Origin of the sequence: Psychrobacter sp. TB20-MNA-CIBAN-0197 (genome assembly GCF_040309765.1) — a bacterium.
Classification (GTDB): domain Bacteria; phylum Pseudomonadota; class Gammaproteobacteria; order Pseudomonadales; family Moraxellaceae; genus Psychrobacter; species Psychrobacter submarinus.
On the sequence record NZ_JBEOPC010001231.1, the window covers coordinates 1 to 243 of the forward strand.

General features: G+C 39.9%; 1 protein-coding gene. It reads right to left on the bottom strand.

Features of this window, described 5'->3' with window-relative positions:
- A partial coding sequence (locus AAEY83_RS17880) for a copper-binding protein (protein ID WP_351061368.1) occupies window positions 1-243 on the bottom strand: 243 nt, incomplete at both ends.

The following is a 243-nucleotide window of genomic DNA, read 5'->3' on the forward strand; positions in this document are numbered from 1 at the left end:
GGCCTCTGCTAATATTTAGAATCCGTGTATCAATATCAATCGCATTAATCAAACCAGATACTGTTGCTGATGATACTTCAGGCTCACTCATGATATGAATTCCAGTAATTTCATATCCACCGTCTTCGGTTTTGCTCACTTCAAAGTGCAAAGATTGACCTGACTTTAATGAGTCAATATCGACTTTTTCAGCCACAGTAAAATCCATAACCATTTCAGGCCAATCCCAAGCTTCAGCAGGGC